Origin of the sequence: Sphingobium sp. V4, from assembly GCF_029590555.1 — a bacterium.
Taxonomy (GTDB): Bacteria; Pseudomonadota; Alphaproteobacteria; order Sphingomonadales; family Sphingomonadaceae; genus Sphingobium.
Genome location: NZ_CP081001.1, coordinates 2,377,932 through 2,394,156, shown reverse-complemented (window position 1 = coordinate 2,394,156; position 16,225 = coordinate 2,377,932). Strand labels below are relative to the sequence as shown.

The window sequence follows — 16,225 nt, the reverse complement described above, 5'->3', positions numbered from 1 at the left end:
AGGGCACCCTATGTCACGCGGAATTTGCGCGCCTTGACGCCGTTTCCGGGCGTCAATGCTTGCCCGGCTTGCTCGACGTGCCGGGCGCGCTGGGGTTGATGAGCGCCGCGCCGGCGGGCAGGCCGGTGCCGCCCATGTCGAGTTTCGTCGCCTGTTCCCGCGCCACGCGCATCGGGTCGTCGCGTTCCTTGATCGCCGCCTTGGTCGCTGCGTCCATCTCTTCGTCGCCGGCGTCGTTGCCGCCGCGGCTCCAGCCCAGGATGATCGACATGCGCCGGTTGCGCGGGTCATAGGCGTCGGCCTTCATGAAAGGCTCGCGGTCGGCCACGCCCTCGATCCGGGCGAAGCGGTCATTGCCGATGCCGGTATCGGCAAGCGCCTGGCGCGTGGCTTCGGCGCGGGCGGAGGAGAGGCGCCAATTGTTCATCGTGCGACCCGCCGCATAGGGCAGGGCATCAGTATGGCCGCGCACGATCAGGGCGTTGGGCATGGTCTGGAGGACGGTGGCGACTTCGCTCACCAGCGTGCGCGCTTCGGGCAGCAGCCGGTCGGTGCCCATCGCGAACATCGCGAAATCAGCCTCGTCGATCAGGTCGATGCGCAACCCTTCGCGGGTTTCGGTGAAGCGCACATTCTTGCGCAGCTTGCCCAGCCCCTTGCGCATCATACGCTCTTCCAGGCTCTTCTTGATCGATTCGAACTTCTGCCGGTCGGCGGCGCGCATCGCCTTGCCACCCTGGTCCTTGGTGCCGGTCGCATCGCGCGGGATGGTGATGGAAAGATTGCCCTGGCCGCCGGTGGTCGGGTAATTTTCCTTGCCCGTCAGGCTGTCGCCGCCCAACAGGCCGGTCGAACCCGCCGACGCCATCTTCAATTCGACCAGCGTAGGCGTGAAATAGTCGGCCAGCGCCTTGCGCTGCTTTTCGGTGGTCGCGCCCAGCAGCCACATCAGCAGGAAGAAGGCCATCATCGCGGTCACGAAGTCGGCATAGGCGACCTTCCAGGCGCCGCCATGATGACCGCCATGGCCATCGACGATGATCTTCTTGACGATGATCGGCCGCGGTTCCGGCTCGTTCGCGCCGCGCTTCTTGTCCGCCATGGCTTATTTGCCCCTCATGCCGTCGAACACCTCGGCGAAGGCCGGCTGGTTCGCATGGGTCAGGCTGGAGCGCGCGGCCTCGATCACCAGCGGCTGCGGGTGGCCGTGCAGCGAGGCGATGATGATCTGCTTGACCACATGATAGATGGCGCCATCGGCCTCGATCACGCTGCGGCACCGATTGGCGAAGGGGTTGACCATGCCATAGGCGAGCAGCACGCCGAGGAAGGTGCCGACCAGCGCCGAGCCGATCATCGCACCCAGGATCGCGGGCGGCTGGTCGATCGACCCCATGGTCTTGACCACGCCCAGCACTGCCGCGACGATGCCCAGCGCGGGGAGCGCGTCGGCCAGCCCCTGGAGATTGTCGGCGGGCTTGATCGCTTCGTGATGATGGGTCTTGAGGCTGTTGTCCATCACCTCCTCGACCGCGTGCGGATCGAGCGTGCCCGACGAGACGACGACCAGGCGCAGCGTGTCGCTGATCAGGTGGATCAGCGTCTTGTCCTTCATCAGCCTGGGATATTCGGAGAAGATGGTCGAGCTGCCCGGATCCTCGATATGGGGTTCGAGCGCCACCGGCCCTTCGACCCGCAGCGTCTTCATCAGCTTGCTGACCAGGAAGATGCAGTCGAGAAAATCCTGCTTCTTGTATTGCGGCCCCTTGAACACCTTGGCCAGGCCCCCGCCCAGCGCCTTCAGGTCCGCGCCCGAATTGCCGATGATCAGCGCGCCGACGGCCGCGCCGCCGATGATGAGCATTTCGTGCGGCAGGGCATGGAGCACCGGGCCGATGTCGCCGCCGGTGAAGATGAAGCCGCCGAACACCATCACGATGAGCACGACGAGGCCGATGACTGCGAACATGAAAATCCCCGATATATCGCCCGGAGGCGGTGGCTCCGTCAGCGCCTTCGACAGCGCCGGTCCGTTTCTGGTTAATACGGACTGGTTAGCGTCGGCTTTAGGACCGGAGCCGCCTTTTTCCGCCGCTCAGCTGATCAGGTCGAACAGCGTCTGCTGGTTGATGCGGGCGAAGGCCGACTGCGCCGCTTCGAGCTGGAGCAGTTGCGCCTGCACGCGCGAAATGACATCCTGAAGGTCGGTCGATTCCAGGTCGGCGCGTCGCTCGGTAAGGGTCAGGTCGATGTCGGTCAGCCGGGTGCCGACCACTTCCAGCCGGTCGCTGCGCACGCCCTGCCGCGCCAGTTCGACGGTGATGTGGCTCTGGGCCGCCTTGACCCCGTCGAGCGAAGTCGCGATCTCGCTGTCGACGCCGCCGTCGATCGCGGCGATGCTCTGGGCCAGGATGGCGTCGATCGACATCGGCGTGCCGCTGACGTCGATTCCCTCCGACACCTCCTGCCGGGTGGCGACGACGGCGAGGTTGAGGCCGCGGCTGACGGGCACCAGCGTGCTTTGTCCGTCGTCGAACACGGGCGTGCCCTGATAGTCGGTCTGGTTCAACAATTCGCCGATGGTGGTGCGGATCGTCGTCATTTCCTCGACGATCGCGGCGCGGCTGGTGTCGTTGAGCGACCCGTTGCGGGCCGATGTCACCAGTTCCTGCGCGCGGGTCAGGAGATTGTTGATTTCCGACAGATTGGCTTCGGCATTGGCGGCGCGGGTGGTGCCGTAGCTGACATTGGCCTGCCACGCGGCCTGCTGCGCCTGCGCCCGGCCGATGTCCGACACCTGCACCCAGGCGAGCGCGTCGTCGGACGGCTTGTTGAGCGTGATGCCGGTCGAGATCGCGGTCTGCCCGTCGACGATGCTTTGCGACAATTTCTGCTGCCGGCGCATTTCCGCGAGCATGATCTTGTTGGTGATGCCTACCATGGGTCAGCCCTTCGCCGATCAGATGATGTTCAGGATGGAATCGATGGTTTCCTTGGCGATCTGGAGCACCTTTGCGCAGCCCGAATAGGCTTGCTGGATGCGCAGCAGGTCGGCCGCCTCCATGTCCAGGTCCACGCCGCTCACCGCTTCGCGCGCGGCGACCGCCTGGTCGTTGCGGCTGGTCGCGGTATCATATTCGGCCTGGGTCGCCGCCAGCAGGTTCGCGTGGGTCGACACCAGCGAGGTCCAGCTCTGTTCGACGCTGCCATTGCCGCGCAGGGTCGACGAGACCGTGAGCAGATTGCCGTTGAGCGTGCCGTCGGAGGATTTGAGTGCCAGCTCGGCCGGATCGGTGATGAGCGCCGCCATGCTCGCCGCGCTGCCGCCGTAGGACAGCAGGGGAGCGCCAGCCGTGCCGCCGTCCGTCACGCCCTGCGCGTGCCAGGCGTTCATGTCGGTGACGAATTGTTCGGCCAGCGTGTCGAGGCTCTCGCGGCGATCGGTCGCCGTCTGCGCGGCGGAGAAGAGGCCGCCCAGCGTCCCGCTGGCGGGCGCGGTCAGCGCCGTGCCGTCGGACAGGCTGAGCGCGAGCGTGCCGTCGCTGTTGGCGGCCACCGCCAGGCTGGCCGCGCTGTTGCCGCTGACCAGCGTCTGGCCGCCGAAGCTGACCTCCGCACTGTCATGCGCGCCGAAGCTGATGGTGACGTTCAGATTTTCGGACAGGTCCTGGAGCGCGGAATCGCGGCTGTCGAGCAGCTGCGCATAGGCCGATGTGCCGGGCTGGGCGCGCAGCAGGCTGTTGTTGATGTCTGCGAGCGCGGACAGTGAGCGATTGATCGTGTCGACCGAGGCGGTCGCTTCGGTGGCGATGCCCTCGGACACTTGTTCAAGGTCGGCGGCGGTCTGGTTGAACGCCTGCGTCACGCGGCTGATGCTGTCGAGCGTGGTGACGCGCAGCGAGGTGTCCGTGGGGCTGGCCGCCAGCTTCTCCATATTCTGGAACATGCCGGTCATCAGCTGGCCGATGCCGGTGCCGCTGTCGTTCATCGCGGTTTCGGTGTCGGTCAGCCAGCGCAGCCGCGCCGTCGCGCTGCCCAGCGCCGTGCCGGTCGAACGGACCGTGGCGTCCAGATAGGGATCGCTTGCCCGGTCGACGCTCATCACCTGCGTCCCGCCGAAATTGGCGCGCGCGATATAGAGCGACATGGTGGCGGTCGATGCGCCCGATTCGGCGGTCGTCACCGTGCGGCGCGCATAGCCGGCGGTGCTGGCGTTGGCGATATTCTCCGATATGGCGGCCATCATGGTGCGATAGGCCTTCGTCCCAGAAGACCCGATGATGAAGAGGTCGCTCATGCGGCGTCGTCCAGCGTACCGGGCGCCGGGGTCGGGCCGTCAGGCGCGCTGGGGGAGGGGCTGTCACCGACGCGGTCGCCAAACTGCCTGAGCAGCAGTTCGGCGATGCCCATCGCGCCCTTGCTGGCCATGGCGTCGGCGGTGCGCGCGTCGGCCATGTCGCGAAACTGCTGCGTCGCGCTCGAATCGCCGATGCCTTCGGCAAGGCTCGCCGATCGCATCGCGCCGATCATCTGGCGCAGAAAGACCGCCTCGAACTGCTGCGCGACCTTTTCCAGTGCGGCCTTGTTCGAGTTGCCGGCGACGCTGGCGCCGGCGGAGGATGTCGTCGCTACCTGCATCACAGCACCACCAGCTCCGCTTTCATTGCGCCCGCCTGTTTCAAGGCTTCGAGGATCGCGACCATGTCCGCCGGGGAAGCCCCGATGGCGTTGACCGCCTTGACTATATCGGCCAGCGACGCCCCACCTTTAAAATTCACCATCGGTTTTTTCTGTTCGTCGATGCTGATGCTGCTTGATGGCTCCATCGCCGTCTCGCCCCGGCTGAAGGGGGCGGGCTGGATGATGCGGGGGCTTTCGTTGACGCTGACGGTCAATTTGCCATGGGCGACCGCGGCCGGATGGATCCGGACCGCGCCGTTGATGACGACCGTGCCGGTGCGGGCGTTGACGATCACCTTGGCCGGGGCTTCGGCGGGCGAAATCTCGATATTCTCGATCATGCCCATCATCAGGATGCGCTGTTCCGCGCCCGGTTCGGCGTCGATCGCGACCGACACGGCGTCCATCGCGCGGGCGCGGCGATCGCCAAAGGCGCGGTTGATGCCGTCGGCCACGCGCAGCGCGGTCGTCAGGTCGGCTTCGGCAAGGTTGAAGGTCAGGGTCGGGGCCGTGTCGAACCCGGTCGCGACCGCGCGTTCCACGGTCGCGCCGCCGGGAATGCGCCCGGCCGAGGGAATGTTCACCGACACTTGGCTGCCGTCCGCGCCCGAAACGCCAAGGCCGCCGACGGCGAGGTTGCCCTGCGCCATCGCGTAGATTTCATTGTCCGCGCCGCGCAGGGGGGTCATGATGAGCGTGCCGCCGCGCAGCGACTTGGCCTTGCCCAGCGCGGAGACGGTGACGTCGAGCCGCTGGCCGGGTTTGGAAAAAGCGGGAAGGTCCGCCGTCACCAGCACCGCCGCCGCATTTTTGAGCGCCGGGTTGACGCCCTGCGGCAGGGTGAGGCCGAAGCGCGAGACGACGCCTTTCATGCCCTCGGTCGCATATTGGATGCTGTCGTCGCCGGTGCCCGCCAGCCCCACGACGATGCCATAGCCGGTCAGCTGGTTGGGGCGCACGCCCTGGAAGCCGCCCAGATCCTTGACCCGCTCGGCCTGGGCGGGGGTGGCGGCGAGGGCCAGCGCGGCAAGAAGAAGGCGGAACAGGCGGTTCATGATGTTTCTGTTCCTCAGAAGGGGCTGATCGCGGAGAAGAAGCGCTGCAACCAGCCCTGGCGGCTGGCATTGGCGATCTCGCCCTTGCCCTTGTAGATGATCCTGGCATCGGCCACGCGGGTCGAGGCGATGCGGTTGTCGGGCGCGATGTCGGCCTGACGGACGAGGCCGCTCAGCTGGATATATTCGTCGCCGCGATTGAGGGTCAGCGCCTTCTCTCCCTTCACCAGCATGGTGCCGTTGGGATAGACCGCCGCGACCGTCACCGTGATTTCGCCCGTCAGCGCGTTGGACTGGCTGGCGGCGCCCTTGCCGGTAAAACTGTTCTGGCCGCCCGCCGCCACGTCGCTGGCGGAAAAGAGCTTGGACAGGATGCCGGTGGTCGGGGGCGTCAGGCCCACCGATCCGTTGCGGGCGGTGTCCGCGCTGGTGCTCTTGGTCGCCTGGGTGCGTTCGACCAGAACGATGGTGATGATGTCGCCCACCGCGGTGGCGCGCGCGCCGCTGGTCAGCGGGGTATAGCCCATCGACGCCTGGAAGATGGAGCCGTTGGCGGGCGGCGCGGCCGGCTGCGCGATGGCGGGCGTGTAATAGTCGCGCTCGACGTCGCGCTTGTTCTTCCTGGCGGCCTCCAGCGGAGAGGCGGCGAGCGCGATCAGCGAGACGGCGGCGATGGTGGCGAGGGAGAGACGCATCATCCCGCTCACATATTCTGGTTGACGTACTGGAGCATCTCGTCGGTCGCCTTGATCATCTTCGAGTTGACCTCATAGGCGCGCTGGGTCTCGATCATGTCGACCAGCTCCTCGACGATGTTGACGTTCGACGTCTCCAGATAGCCCGACCGGATGACGCCCCGGCCTTCGAGACCCGCGACGCCGACCTGCGGCGTGCCGCTGGCGGCGGTTTCGACCAGCAGGTTGCCGCCGGTCGACTGAAGCCCGGCCGGGTTCATGAAGCTGGCCAGTTCGATCTGGCCGAGCTGGCTGGGTTCGCTTTCCCCCTGCAAGGTGGCCGAGACGGTGCCGTCATTGCCGATCGAGACCGATGTCGCGCCCTGCGGCACGGTGATCTGGGGGATCAGCGGCAGGCCGTCGCTGGTCACGATCGTGCCTTCGGCGGTGACGCTGAAATTGCCGGCGCGGGTATAGGCGGTGGAGCCGTCGGGCTGCTGTACCTGGAAATAGCCCGATCCCTCGATCGCCATGTCCAGCGCGTTGCTGGTCTGGTTGAGCGTGCCTTGGGTGTTGATCTTGCTCGTGCCCTGGAGCGAGACGCCCGACCCCAGATTGAGGCCGGTGGCGAACTTGTTCTCGCTGTCCGAATTGGCGCCCGCCGCGACGATCTGCTGATAGGCCAGCGTCTCGAAATCGGCGCGGTCCTTCTTGAAGCCGGTCGTGTTGACGTTCGCCAGGTTGTTGGCGATCACGCGCATCTTCGTGTTCTGCGCGTCGAGGCCGGTGCGGGCGACATGAAGGGCGGCGTTGCTCATCGTTCAATCTCCGTGCGGCATCCCCAAAGGGTGCTCATGCGCTCATAAAAGCAAGATGCGTGCCAATATTAACCATCTGATTCAGCTGTCGAGGCGCATCAGCGAGGCGCCGCCATCGTCCAGTTGCTTGGCGGTATCGATCATCTTGACCTGGGTTTCCCAGGCCCGGCTCGCCTCGATCATCTGGATCAGCGCCTGGGTCGAATTGACGTTTGATCCTTCGAGCGATCCTGCGGTGACGGTGGCGATGGGATCGGAAGGCAGGGCGCCGCCATTCACTTCGCGGAACAGGCCGTCCGTGCCCTTGGCGATGCTGGAGCCGGTGGCGCTGACCAGCTTCAGCTTGTCGACCTGCTGCGGATTGGCCGGGTCGCCGCCCTGCGGCACGCCCCAGATGCTGCCATCCTGCGCGATCGACACGCTGTCCATCTGCGGCAGGATGATCGGGCCGCCTTCGCCCAGCACGGCGAGGCCGTCGCCGGTCGTGAGCAGGCCGCTGTCGGTGACGCGCAGGTCCCCGCGCCTCGTATAGGCTTCGCTGCCGTCCGCGCCCTGAACCGCGAGCAGCGCGTCGCCGTTCATCGCCACGTCCAGCGGATTGCCGGTGGCGGTGACCGCGCCTTGCGCCATGTCGGCGGCGATCACCTGTTCCGACGCCTGGGCGCGGGTGTCGAAGGTTTCGCCCTGGATCCAGCGCGTCTCGGCATTGGCGATTTCGGCGCGAAAGCCGATGGTGTTGACGTTTGCGAGATTGTTCGCGACCGACGCCTGCCGCGCCATCGCGCCGCGCATTGCCGTAAGTGCCGTGTTGACGAGCCGGTCCATGGGCGCTTCCTTCTAACCCTGCGTCGTTCAGGTGCGGAGATTGACGATGGTCGTGGTCAGCGTGTTCGCCGCCTCGATCGCCTTGCTGTTCGCCTGGAAGTTGCGCTGCGCGGCGATCAGGTTGACCAGTTCCTCGGTGATGTCGACGTTGGAGCGTTCCAGCGAGCCGGAATTGACCGCGCCGAACAGGCCCTGGTTGGCGGTGCCCAGGATCGGGTCGCCGCTGGCCACGGTCGAGGTCCAGTGGGCGTCGCCCTCCTGACGCAGGCCTTCCTGGCTGTTGAACGAGGCCATGGCGACCTGGCCCAGATAGACGGTGCTGCCATCGGCATAGACGGCCGAGACCAGGCCTTCCTTCGACACGCCGACGCTGGTCAGTTGCGCGCCGTCCGCGAGCCCGCCAAGGGTGGTGGGAACCTGCAGGTCGGTGAGGTCAGCCGGGGTGGCGCCGGCCGTGGCCGTGGTGGGGTCGCCGGTCGTGGGATCGACCGCGAACACCTGGATGCGCGACCCGGTGGTGTCGACCACATAGCGGTCCTCGTCGACCGAGAAGGCGCCGTTGCGGGTGTAGCTGACATTGCCGTCCTCGCCCCGCACGGTGAAGAAGCCTTCGCCGGTGACGGCCAGGTCCAGCGTCTTGTCGGTGGTTTCGATGGTGCCCTGGGTATATTGCTGGGCGACGCCCTGCACGCGCACGCCCTGGCCGGCGACCTGGCTGGTGGTCTGCATCGGCGCGGCGGCGAAGATGTCGCCGAACTGCGCCTTGCTCTTCTTGAAGGCGGTGCTGCTCACATTGGCGACGTTGTTGGAAATGGTCGACAGGTCGGTCTGCGCGCCCTTGAGGCCCGACAGGGAGATGTAGAAGGACATGGCGTTGCTCCTTGGGTGAAAAGGAAAAGGGTGTGAGGGGTGGCGTTACATCAGGCTTATCGCGTCGGACGGGCTGTAGGTGCCGAGCGCGGTGATGAGCTTTGAGGAGGAGCCGTCCGCGGGTGACTGGACGGCGGCGATGGTGGCCCAGGTCGCGACCCGGCTGGGGGTGGCACCATTGACCTTGACCTGGAGGGCGTCGGTGGCGACGGTTTCGCCCGCATCATCCTTGCCGTCCCAGTAGAAGGTGACGTCGCCGGCTTCCTGCGCGCCCATGTCGATCGTCTTGACGACATTGCCGTCGGCATCGATCAGGTCGATGGTGGCGCCGTCCACGGCGTCCGTCAGGGTGATCTGGCCGGCATAGGTGCCGGTCGCGTCGGGCGCGGCGATATTGCTCTGGACCAGCATCGACTTGCCGATCCAGCTGGCCGCATCGCCCAACCGCGTACCGGTCAGCTCGCTCGCCAGGCTTTTCAGCGTCGCGTTCATTTCCGCGATGCCCGACGAATTGGTGATGGTCGCCATCTGCGACACCATCTGGGCGTTGTCGACCGGCTCGAACGGATCCTGATACTGCATCTGCGCGGTCAGCAGCGTCAGGAAGCTCGACTGGTCCATGGTGGCGCTGCCCGTGCCGACGGTGGCGTTCGGGTTGTAGACCGAAAGGCCCGCGCTGTCGGTGACGGTGGAGGTCGTCGTCATTTGCCGATCCTTATGGTTTCGAGCATCAGGGATTTGGCCGTGTTCAGGACCTGGACATTGTTCTGGTACATGCGCGCGGTCTCGATCATGTCGACCAGTTCGGCATTGCCATCGACCGCGGCTTCCCAGACATCACCATTGGCGTCGGCCAGCGGATGATTGGGGTCGTGGCGCTTCGTCGGCTCGGCATTGGTGGTGACGACATTCTTGACCTTCACGGTCGATACGCCCGGCGTATCGGTGACGGATTCGAACACCGGCTTGATCGCGCGATAGGCTTCGCCCGCGCTGCCGGTGACATTGCCCGCATTGGCCATGTTGGAGGCGGTGGCGTTGAGCCGCACCAACTGCGCGCTCATGGCGCGGCCGGCGATGTCGAAGACGTTCATAGGATTTGAGCCGCTCATGCTCATTCTCCCTTCAGCGCGCGATTGATGGTGTTGATGCGGCCCTCCAGGAAGGAGAGGGTCGTGCGATATTTGACCGCATTTTCGGCGAACAGCGTCTGCTCGGTGCTCAGTTCGACGGTATTGCCGTCCAGGCTGGGTTGCAGCGGCACGCGATAGCCCATCGCGTCATCGACGGCCCTGGACACGTCGGCGGCGGAGCTGCCGGCCTGCGTGGTGGCTTCTTTCAGCGCGGCTTCGAAATCGATGTCGCGCGCCTTGTAGCCGGGTGTGGACGCGTTGGCGATGTTGGACGCGAGCAGGGAGAGGCGCTGCGAGCGAAGCGCCAGCGCCTTTCCATGTATCCCGAACAGATTTTCTTCCACCGCCATGTCCGTTTGCCCTCAAAAGGCTCTAAAAGTTTCCTGTGGCCCGCCGTTCTGATGCCTGATGGCGTCTCCTGCGGGTGATCCAGCCTGTGATCAGCAAGAGCCGTGCCAATTTGCGTGGGTGACGCATCGGCAGGCGGGAAATTTGCGGAAAACCGGGCTGTTGCGGGAAAGGGCGGCAAGGGCGGCAAATTTTTGCCGGTCGGCGGCAGGCTGTTGCCGCCGCCGGTGCGACGGTAAGGGACGGGACGGCCATGATCGCGATTTTCAGCCATTTGTTCGATCCCCTGACGCTGGCGGCGATGCTGGGCGGGATCGGCCTGGTGACGCTGTTCCAGAATGGCGCCGGCGCGTCGGCGCGCGCGATCGCGGCGCTGCGCCCGCTGCTGGGGGCCGATCCGTTGCGCGACCGGGATGCGGCGCGCGCGGCAATGCTGAAGATCGACCAGGTGGCGCAATTGCGCGGCCTGGCCTGCACCGACCGGGTAAAGACCGCCAACCCCTTCCTGGCGGAGGCCGCGCGCAAGCTCGCCAATTGCGACCGGACCGAAGCGTTCGCGCTTTGGGCCGCGCAGGCGGTGGCCGATCGCGCGGAGCGCCACGGCGCCGTCCACAAGGTCTGGCTGTCGATCGCTGACGCCGCGCCCGCGCTGGGCATGGCCGGCACGATCATCGGCCTGGTCGGCATGTTCGCGGCGATGGACGATCCCGCCGCGCTTGGCCCGTCGATGGCGCTGGCGCTGCTCACTACCTTTTACGGCGTGGTCATCGCCAACCTGATCGCCGCGCCCATCGCCGCGCGTCTCGCCGACCTGTCCGGGCGCGAACTCGCGTGGCAGTGCGAGGCGGCGGACCGGATGCTGGCGATCGCCCGGCGCGAAAATGCGCCGCTGCGCCGCGCGTCGATGCGCGAAGTCGCATGACCGCGCCTGTCCATGCATCATCGTCCGCGACCGCCCGGCGCAATCGCTGGGCTGTGAGCTTTGCCGACCTGCTGCTGTTGCTGCTCGCCTTCTTCGTGCTGCTCCAGGCCAGCGGATCGCGGCGCGACGCGATGCTGGCGCAGGTCAGCCAGCAATTTGGCGGACGGGCCATGCGGCAAGGTGTCGAACTGCGCGCCGCCGAGCTGTTCGTGCCGGGGGAGGCGCTGTTGAGCGCAGGCGGGGAGGCGCGGCTTGCCAGCATGGCGCGGCGCTTCGCCGGAGCGCCGGGCGGGGTGGAAATACGCAGCCATGGCGCGGATGCGTCGCGCCGGCGCTTCGACGAATGGGATCTGGCCGCCGCCCGGCTGGGCGCGGTCGCACGGGCGCTGCAAGCCCAGGGAATCGCGCAGGACCGGCTGCTGATCCGTGGCCTCGACCAGGCGGAGGACCCGGCCGGGCAGGGCCAGATCATCCGCATCGCGCCGGGCGCGCTCAAGCGCCATTGAAGGCGACTGGCACGAAAATTGCTGAATTCACGGCATGACTGTTTGCCTTTTTGGGAGACGTGCTGTGTTTCGAGTGTCGTTCCTCCTTCTCGCCGCCCTCGGGCTGAATGGCGCGCAGCCTGCGCTGGCGCAGCAGAAATTCGAGAATCTCGATCGCATCGACAGTCTGGTCGCCATGACCGTCGGCGCCAATCTGGGTGAGCCGGGCGGCCCCGCCGCGCCGGTCGATCGCCGCCTTCGCCTGGCCGCCTGCCCCGCCACCCCGACCGTCGAAGGGCCGGTGTTCGGCGCGGCGCTGGTCAAGTGCGAGGCGCTGGGCTGGCGCATCCGCGTGCCGCTGGTGTCGGGTGCGGCGACCGCCGCGTCGGGCCCCTTGCCCGGCAATGCCGCCGCCAGCCGCATCACGCGCGCCGCCGTCCCTGCCGCCGCCTCCAGGGAGAATGTCGTGCGCAAGGGCGATCCCGTCCAGTTGATGGCCGGCAATGCTGTCTTCAGTGTCTCGCGCATGATGGTCGCGGATGAGGATGGCGCCGTGGGCCAGACGATAAGGGTGCGTGAGGACAAGAAAAGCGCGCCCATTTTCGCCCAGGTCGTGGAAATGGGGGTTGTGCGTATTCCCGGATTTAATAGTTTTTGAACTTGTCCGTTATAGGGTTTCAGGGACGAGTGAAGGATTTTACCCAATGATCAACTCTGTGGGCCAGAGCATCAGCAGCGCGATCGGCGCGACGAGCCTGCGGGAAGGCGGCAAGGCGCGCGCTTCGTCGGCGACCGGCTCGGCGGGCGCGTCGGCTGCGTCGGCGTCGGCCAGCCCGGCCGCGCGCATGGCCGCCGAAGGCGCGCCGGTCGACACGGACCGGATTTCCGCCATCAAGGCCGCGATCGCATCGGGCAATTATCCGGTCGACGCGAACGCCATTGCCGAGCGCATGATCGCGCTCGACCTGCCGACCGCCGGATAAGGCCGGGAAGGAAAGAGCCGCCATGCCGCTTGGTCTTGCCGCACTGGACGATCTGTTCGACGCCTTCGAGGAATTGCGCGCTGTGCTCGGCGGCCATGACGTGGCCGCGATCGAGCAGGCCAGCAACCGGGTCGGCAAGGCGGCTTCGGCGGTGCGCGCGATCGGCGCCTGGCGCTCCGAAGCGGCGGTGGCCCAGCGGCTCGATGCCCTGCTGCCCCTGCTCGAAAGCGCGCGCGTGCGGGTCAACCTGCTGGCCGACCATGCAGGCCAGCGCCTGTCGATCCTGGCCGCGCATGGCGCGCAGGTCGCGCCCCTGACCTACGGACGCTGACGCCGAAATTTTTTCGCTTCGATCCTGAAGCGGCGCCTGCGGGCGCCGTTTTTCGTTGTACCGGCCGCATTTTCTTGCTGCCGCGTTAACCAAATCTTGGCACAAGCCTTGCTCTAATGTCCTCGCTAGCAAGTGGGGATTTTGGGAACAGTGTCGGCTTTCGCAGACATATCGGCAACGTCGGGATCGACCGGCAATCGCGTGACAAACGCGATTGCGATGGCGAGCCGTCGCACCGGTGTCGACTTCAGCTATCTGCTGGGACAGGCGAAGATCGAATCCAGCCTGAACCCGACTGCCCGCGCATCGACCTCCTCTGCGACCGGCCTCTATCAGTTCATCGACCAGAGCTGGCTCGCCGTTATCGACAAGCATGGCAGTGAATATGGGCTGGGCTGGGCGTCCGACGCCATCAGCCGGGGCAGCAACGGCCGCTATCAGGTGTCCGACCCCGAATTGCGTCAGCAGATCCTCGACCTGCGCAAGCATCCCGAAACCGCTTCGGTGATGGCGGCCGAACATGCCGCCGACAACAAGGCCTATCTGGAAGCGAGGCTGGGCCGCGAAGCCGAGCCGGTCGATCTCTACCTTGCCCATTTCCTGGGTGTCGGCGGCGCGAGCAAATTCCTGTCGGTCCATGACCGCGCGCCTGACGCCAGCGCCGCGTCGCTCTTTCCGTCGGCTGCGCGCGCCAACCGCTCCATCTTCTACGACCGTGCCGGCAATGCCCGCAGTTTCTCCGAAATTCGCGACCGCTTTGCCGCCAAGCTCCAGAAAAGCTCGGACAACCTGGGCGGCCCGGTTCAATATGCCGACGCCGCGCTGCCTTCGGGCGCGAAGACCGTGCAGCCCGCCGACTATGTGCGGATCGAAACCCAGCGCCTGAGCGAGCAGCCTGACATCATGGTCAAGCCGCAGCCGCAGACCGCACGCCTCGCCTATCTCATGCTTGCCACCCTCGGAAGGTAACGGCCGATCATGTCTCCTGCCCAAGTCAAAGCGAAGATCTGGATGAGTGCCGCCAAGGGCGCCGTGCTCCCCTTTGCGACGCTGATGGTCGTGCTGTTCATGATGGTGCCGGTGCCGGCGGTCATGCTCGACATCGGCTTCATCACCAACATCATGATCAGCCTTGCCGTGCTGATGGTGGCGCTCAATGCCGCCAAGCCGCTCGACTTTTCCAGCTTCCCCACCGTGCTGCTGTTCGCGACGCTGCTGCGCCTGGCGCTCAACGTCGCCTCGACCCGCGTCGTGCTGGTGCAGGGGCATGAAGGGGCGGATGCCGCGGGGCAGGTGATCGAAGCCTTCGGTCATTTCCTGATCGGCGGCGATTATGTGGTCGGCATCTTCGTCTTCGCCATCCTGATGATCATCAACCTGGTCGTCATCACCAAGGGTGCGGGCCGCGTCTCCGAAGTCAGCGCGCGCTTCACCCTCGACGCTCTACCGGGCAAGCAGATGGCGATCGACGCCGACCTGAATGCCGGTCTGATGACGCCGGATGAAGCCAAGGCCCGCCGTCAGGAAGTCGCGACCGAGGCGGACTTCTATGGTTCGATGGACGGTGCCAGCAAGTTCGTGAAGGGCGATGCTGTCGCGGGCATCCTGATCCTGGTCATCAACATCGTCGGCGGCATCATCCTGGGCGTGGTCAGCCATGGCCTCGCCATCGGCGAAGCCGCGCAGACCTACATCATCCTGGCGATCGGCGACGCGTTGGTCGCGCAGATCCCTGCGCTGCTGCTGTCGATCGCGGCGGCCTCAATCGTCACCCGCGTCAAGAGCGAAGGCGACCTGTCCGGGCAGATCGCGGGCCAGTTCGGTACGGGCAAGGCATGGGTGCCGGTCGCCGCCATCCTAGGTTTCCTGGGCATCCTGCCCGGTATGCCGCACATGATCATCCTGCCCGCCGCGGCGGTCGCCGGGGGCATCGCCTGGCAGCTGCGCAAGGCGAGCCACAAGAAGGCCGCCGAGCCGGTGCCGCCGCCGCCCGCCCCCAATCCTGCGCTGATCGAATGGGACGACGTGTCCGACGGCGCGATCCTGGGTCTGGAGATCGGCTATGGCCTGATCGGGCTGGTGGACGAGCGCAAGGGCGCGCCGCTGATGGCGCGCATCACCGGCATCCGCCGCCAATTGTCCAAGGAACTGGGCTTCGTCGTGCCGATGGTTCGCGTGAAGGACAATCTGGCGCTGGAACCGAACCAGTATCGCATCACCATCGCCGGCGTGGTCGTGGGCGAGGACGAGATCTGGCCCGACGACCTGCTGGCGCTCGACAGCGGCGCGCTGGAGGGCACGGTGCAGGGCCGTGCGGCGAAAGACCCGACCTTCGGCCTCGACGCCGTCTGGATTTCGCAGGCGAAGCGCAGCGAGGCGGTGGTCGCGGGCTATACCGTGGTCGATCCGCCGACGGTGGTCGCCACCCACCTCAACCAGCTGATCGCCATGAACGCGTCGGAAATGTTCGGCCTGGACGAGGCGCGCAAGCTGCTCGACAATCTGAAAGACGTGGCGCCGCAGCTGGTCGACGGGCTGACGCCGGGGCTGCTCAGCCTGACGCAGATCAGCGCGCTGTGCCGCGCGCTTCTGTCCGAAGGCATCGCGCTCAAGGATTTCCGCCGCATCTGCGAGGCGATGGTCGATGGCGCGCGCCCGGACATGAGTCCCGAGCAACTGGTGGAGGCCGTGCGTCAGCGCATCGGCGCGCTCATCATCCAGGGGCTGGTGCCGGTCAAGATGCCGCTGCCGGTCATCACCCTCGACGGCGACCTGGAGGCGATGCTGGCGCAGGCCATGCGCGTCGCAGGCGACGCCAGGCATCCGATCGAGCCGAGTCTTGCCAACCGCATCGTCGAATCGGTGGTCCATGCCGCGCGCCCGATGCTGGGCCAGGCGCGCAATTTCGCGATCGTCACCTCGCCCGTCGCGCGCCGGGCGCTCGCCCGCCTGTTCAAGCCGCACCTGCCCGAAACGCCGGTGCTGTCCTTCCTGGAAATTCCCGACGGTAAGGGAGTGGAAGTGGTTGCGGTGGTAGGGAATGATCCTCGCCCGGCGCCGCGCCACGATCCGTTGCCGCAGCGCGAACGAGTCGCCTGAGG

The 16,225-nt window shown here is 66.4% G+C and carries 20 protein-coding genes; 7 read left to right on the top strand and 13 right to left on the bottom strand.

Features of this window, described 5'->3' with window-relative positions; all coding sequences use genetic code 11:
* Positions 1 to 52: 52 nt before the first annotated feature.
* The 13 genes from K3M67_RS11925 to flgB all read right to left on the bottom strand — a co-directional run bounded on the left by K3M67_RS11925 (position 53) and on the right by flgB (position 10,405).
* Positions 53 to 1,102, bottom strand: a complete 1,050-nt coding sequence (locus K3M67_RS11925) for a flagellar motor protein MotB (protein WP_285831560.1) — start codon at positions 1,100 to 1,102, stop codon at positions 53 to 55.
* Positions 1,103 to 1,105: 3 nt separating this feature from the next.
* Positions 1,106 to 1,969, bottom strand: coding sequence for a flagellar motor stator protein MotA (gene motA / locus K3M67_RS11920; RefSeq protein ID WP_066857154.1), 864 nt, complete (start codon positions 1,967 to 1,969; stop codon positions 1,106 to 1,108).
* Positions 1,970 to 2,095: 126 nt separating this feature from the next.
* Positions 2,096 to 2,941, bottom strand: coding sequence for a flagellin (locus K3M67_RS11915; RefSeq protein WP_066857157.1), 846 nt, complete (start codon positions 2,939 to 2,941; stop codon positions 2,096 to 2,098).
* Positions 2,942 to 2,959: 18 nt separating this feature from the next.
* Positions 2,960 to 4,297, bottom strand: a complete 1,338-nt coding sequence (gene flgK / locus K3M67_RS11910; RefSeq protein ID WP_066857161.1) for a flagellar hook-associated protein FlgK — start codon at positions 4,295 to 4,297, stop codon at positions 2,960 to 2,962.
* Positions 4,294 to 4,638 carry a rod-binding protein gene (locus tag K3M67_RS11905; protein WP_066857164.1) on the bottom strand — a complete coding sequence of 115 codons (345 nt, stop codon included), beginning with the start codon at positions 4,636 to 4,638 and terminating at the stop codon, positions 4,294 to 4,296. The genes flgK and K3M67_RS11905 overlap by 4 nt, the downstream gene beginning before the upstream one ends.
* The gene (locus tag K3M67_RS11900; protein WP_285831559.1) at positions 4,638 to 5,735 is read right to left on the bottom strand and encodes a flagellar basal body P-ring protein FlgI; all 1,098 of its coding nucleotides are present in this window, start codon (positions 5,733 to 5,735) and stop codon (positions 4,638 to 4,640) included. Before K3M67_RS11900 ends, K3M67_RS11905 begins: the two co-directional genes overlap by 1 nt.
* 14 nt (positions 5,736 to 5,749) lie before the next feature.
* A complete protein-coding gene (locus K3M67_RS11895; protein ID WP_285832935.1) occupies positions 5,750 to 6,430 on the bottom strand; it encodes a flagellar basal body L-ring protein FlgH in 681 nt (226 codons plus the stop codon).
* A gap of 8 nt (positions 6,431 to 6,438) precedes the next feature.
* Positions 6,439 to 7,227, bottom strand: coding sequence for a flagellar basal-body rod protein FlgG (gene flgG, locus K3M67_RS11890; protein ID WP_066857175.1), 789 nt, complete (start codon positions 7,225 to 7,227; stop codon positions 6,439 to 6,441).
* 81 nt (positions 7,228 to 7,308) lie between these two features.
* Positions 7,309 to 8,052: a flagellar basal body rod protein FlgF gene (locus K3M67_RS11885; RefSeq protein WP_066857177.1), complete on the bottom strand. Its 744-nt coding sequence runs from the start codon at positions 8,050 to 8,052 to the stop codon at positions 7,309 to 7,311.
* 27 nt (positions 8,053 to 8,079) lie between these two features.
* Positions 8,080 to 8,922 carry a flagellar hook-basal body complex protein gene (locus tag K3M67_RS11880; protein WP_285831558.1) on the bottom strand — a complete coding sequence of 281 codons (843 nt, stop codon included), beginning with the start codon at positions 8,920 to 8,922 and terminating at the stop codon, positions 8,080 to 8,082.
* Between the two features lie 45 nt (positions 8,923 to 8,967).
* Complete coding sequence (locus tag K3M67_RS11875) at positions 8,968 to 9,627, bottom strand: flagellar hook assembly protein FlgD (protein WP_066857183.1); 660 nt, start codon at positions 9,625 to 9,627, stop codon at positions 8,968 to 8,970.
* Positions 9,624 to 10,034, bottom strand: coding sequence for a flagellar basal body rod protein FlgC (gene flgC / locus K3M67_RS11870; protein ID WP_066857185.1), 411 nt, complete (start codon positions 10,032 to 10,034; stop codon positions 9,624 to 9,626). The genes K3M67_RS11875 and flgC overlap by 4 nt, the downstream gene beginning before the upstream one ends.
* Before the next feature lie 2 nt (positions 10,035 to 10,036).
* Positions 10,037 to 10,405, bottom strand: a complete 369-nt coding sequence (gene flgB, locus K3M67_RS11865) for a flagellar basal body rod protein FlgB (RefSeq protein WP_285831557.1) — start codon at positions 10,403 to 10,405, stop codon at positions 10,037 to 10,039.
* Positions 10,406 to 10,656: 251 nt separating this feature from the next.
* Here flgB and K3M67_RS11860 point away from each other — a divergent pair, with 251 nt between their 5' ends.
* The 7 genes from K3M67_RS11860 to flhA all read left to right on the top strand — a co-directional run bounded on the left by K3M67_RS11860 (position 10,657) and on the right by flhA (position 16,223).
* Positions 10,657 to 11,325, top strand: coding sequence for a MotA/TolQ/ExbB proton channel family protein (locus K3M67_RS11860; protein WP_285831556.1), 669 nt, complete (start codon positions 10,657 to 10,659; stop codon positions 11,323 to 11,325).
* On the top strand, positions 11,322 to 11,831 hold the full coding sequence (locus K3M67_RS11855; protein ID WP_285831555.1) for a flagellar motor protein MotB: 510 nt from the start codon (positions 11,322 to 11,324) through the stop codon (positions 11,829 to 11,831). Before K3M67_RS11860 ends, K3M67_RS11855 begins: the two co-directional genes overlap by 4 nt.
* Before the next feature lie 34 nt (positions 11,832 to 11,865).
* Complete coding sequence (locus K3M67_RS11850; protein WP_502958879.1) at positions 11,866 to 12,468, top strand: flagella basal body P-ring formation protein FlgA; 603 nt, start codon at positions 11,866 to 11,868, stop codon at positions 12,466 to 12,468.
* Positions 12,469 to 12,514: 46 nt separating this feature from the next.
* On the top strand, positions 12,515 to 12,793 hold the full coding sequence (gene flgM, locus K3M67_RS11845) for a flagellar biosynthesis anti-sigma factor FlgM (RefSeq protein ID WP_066857196.1): 279 nt from the start codon (positions 12,515 to 12,517) through the stop codon (positions 12,791 to 12,793).
* 22 nt (positions 12,794 to 12,815) lie between these two features.
* Entirely contained in the window at positions 12,816 to 13,124 is a 309-nt protein-coding gene (locus K3M67_RS11840) for a hypothetical protein (protein ID WP_066857198.1), read from the top strand.
* 150 nt (positions 13,125 to 13,274) lie between these two features.
* Positions 13,275 to 14,093 carry a lysozyme family protein gene (locus tag K3M67_RS11835; protein ID WP_285831553.1) on the top strand — a complete coding sequence of 273 codons (819 nt, stop codon included), beginning with the start codon at positions 13,275 to 13,277 and terminating at the stop codon, positions 14,091 to 14,093.
* A gap of 9 nt (positions 14,094 to 14,102) precedes the next feature.
* Complete coding sequence (gene flhA / locus K3M67_RS11830; protein WP_066857203.1) at positions 14,103 to 16,223, top strand: flagellar biosynthesis protein FlhA; 2,121 nt, start codon at positions 14,103 to 14,105, stop codon at positions 16,221 to 16,223.
* Positions 16,224 to 16,225 lie beyond the last annotated feature (2 nt).

Bases quoted from the DNA above. Each gene is read 5' to 3' on its own strand.
- flgG (WP_066857175.1), bottom strand. From the start codon at position 7,227: ATGAGCAACGCCGCCCTTCATGTCGCCCGCACCGGCCTCGACGCGCAG.
- flgC (WP_066857185.1), bottom strand. From the start codon at position 10,034: ATGAGCGGCTCAAATCCTATGAACGTCTTCGACATCGCCGGCCGCGCC.
- flhA (WP_066857203.1), top strand. From the start codon at position 14,103: ATGTCTCCTGCCCAAGTCAAAGCGAAGATCTGGATGAGTGCCGCCAAG.
- K3M67_RS11900 (WP_285831559.1), bottom strand. From the start codon at position 5,735: ATGAACCGCCTGTTCCGCCTTCTTCTTGCCGCGCTGGCCCTCGCCGCC.
- K3M67_RS11885 (WP_066857177.1), bottom strand. From the start codon at position 8,052: ATGGACCGGCTCGTCAACACGGCACTTACGGCAATGCGCGGCGCGATG.
- motA (WP_066857154.1), bottom strand. From the start codon at position 1,969: ATGTTCGCAGTCATCGGCCTCGTCGTGCTCATCGTGATGGTGTTCGGC.
- K3M67_RS11895 (WP_285832935.1), bottom strand. From the start codon at position 6,430: ATGCGTCTCTCCCTCGCCACCATCGCCGCCGTCTCGCTGATCGCGCTC.
- flgB (WP_285831557.1), bottom strand. From the start codon at position 10,405: ATGGCGGTGGAAGAAAATCTGTTCGGGATACATGGAAAGGCGCTGGCG.
- K3M67_RS11860 (WP_285831556.1), top strand. From the start codon at position 10,657: ATGATCGCGATTTTCAGCCATTTGTTCGATCCCCTGACGCTGGCGGCG.
- K3M67_RS11875 (WP_066857183.1), bottom strand. From the start codon at position 9,627: ATGACGACGACCTCCACCGTCACCGACAGCGCGGGCCTTTCGGTCTAC.
- K3M67_RS11925 (WP_285831560.1), bottom strand. From the start codon at position 1,102: ATGGCGGACAAGAAGCGCGGCGCGAACGAGCCGGAACCGCGGCCGATC.
- K3M67_RS11915 (WP_066857157.1), bottom strand. From the start codon at position 2,941: ATGGTAGGCATCACCAACAAGATCATGCTCGCGGAAATGCGCCGGCAG.
- flgM (WP_066857196.1), top strand. From the start codon at position 12,515: ATGATCAACTCTGTGGGCCAGAGCATCAGCAGCGCGATCGGCGCGACG.
- K3M67_RS11840 (WP_066857198.1), top strand. From the start codon at position 12,816: ATGCCGCTTGGTCTTGCCGCACTGGACGATCTGTTCGACGCCTTCGAG.
- flgK (WP_066857161.1), bottom strand. From the start codon at position 4,297: ATGAGCGACCTCTTCATCATCGGGTCTTCTGGGACGAAGGCCTATCGC.
- K3M67_RS11850 (WP_502958879.1), top strand. From the start codon at position 11,866: ATGACTGTTTGCCTTTTTGGGAGACGTGCTGTGTTTCGAGTGTCGTTC.
- K3M67_RS11855 (WP_285831555.1), top strand. From the start codon at position 11,322: ATGACCGCGCCTGTCCATGCATCATCGTCCGCGACCGCCCGGCGCAAT.
- K3M67_RS11880 (WP_285831558.1), bottom strand. From the start codon at position 8,922: ATGTCCTTCTACATCTCCCTGTCGGGCCTCAAGGGCGCGCAGACCGAC.
- K3M67_RS11905 (WP_066857164.1), bottom strand. From the start codon at position 4,638: ATGCAGGTAGCGACGACATCCTCCGCCGGCGCCAGCGTCGCCGGCAAC.